General features: G+C 67.4%; 1 protein-coding gene. It reads right to left on the bottom strand.

Annotated elements, in window-relative coordinates:
* A partial coding sequence (locus AB0I52_RS32845; protein WP_363078836.1) for an IS481 family transposase occupies positions 1–949 on the bottom strand: 949 nt, incomplete at its 3' end.
* Positions 950–1,062 lie beyond the last annotated feature (113 nt).

The following is a 1,062-nucleotide window of genomic DNA, read 5'->3' on the forward strand; positions in this document are numbered from 1 at the left end:
TGTACTGACCCGTGAGGTTGGGGACGCGGCTGGCGGGTGGTTGGCCTTTGAGCGCGGTGTGTCCGCGGTGGTGATTGTAGGTGTGGAGCCATTGCGGGTAGGCGTCACGCCGTTCGGTCTCGGTCCGGTATGCCTTGGCGTAGGCCCACTCGTCCAGCAGGGTCCGGTTGAACCGCTCGACCTTCCCGTTCGTCTGGGGTCGGTAGGGGCGGGTTCGTTTGTGTGAAATGCCCTGTGCAGCAAGTGAGTTGCGCCAGAGGTGCGACTTGTAGCAGGAGCCGTTGTCGGTCAGGACGCGCTGGACGGTGATCCCGGCGTCGGTGAAGTAGGCGTGGGCGCGCTGCCAGAATCCGACGGCGGTTTCCTTCTTCTCGTCGGTGAGGATCTCGCTGTAGGCGAGGCGGGAGTGGTCGTCGACGGCGTTGTGCAGGAAGCTCATACCGGCCTTGGCGCGGTTCTTGCGGCCTGCCTGCCGGCCGAGGAACTTGTGGCCGCCGCCGTCGGGGATGTTGCCGAGTTTCTTGATGTCGACGTGGACGAGGTCGCCGGGGGCGGCGTGCTCGTAGCGGCGGATGACCCGGCCGGTGGCGCGGTCCAGGTGGGTCAGGCGAGCGAGTTTGTAGCGGGTCAGGACGCGGTGCACGGTCGCCGGGTTCAGTCCGAGGAGGTAGGCGATGCGGGCCGGTCCCCAGCGTCGCAGGACACGGACCTTGATGATCCGCCGCTCGGTACGGGCCGGTGTCCGGCGCGGGCTGTAGTGGGGCCGGGAGGAGCGGTCGGTCATTCCGGCCTCGCCCTGCTCTCGGTAGCGCTGAGCCCACCGCTGGGCCGTGGTGGGTGAGACCTGGAAGCGTTCGGCGGCCCGGCGCAGGGGCCAGCCGTCCTCGACGACGCAACGGGCCAGACGCAGGCGGCCGGTCTCGGTCAGAGGTGCATTACGGTGGGGCATGAGGGCCTTTCTGGTCGGTGCAGATGTCGCAATCCACACCGAACCCGGAAGGCCCTCACTCGTTCAAGATCCCCAAGCCGTGGGATCCGTCACCAACCTCCATGGACAGAACA

The organism is Streptomyces sp. NPDC050423, from assembly GCF_040655445.1.
In the GTDB taxonomy this organism is placed as follows: Bacteria; Actinomycetota; Actinomycetes; order Streptomycetales; family Streptomycetaceae; genus Streptomyces.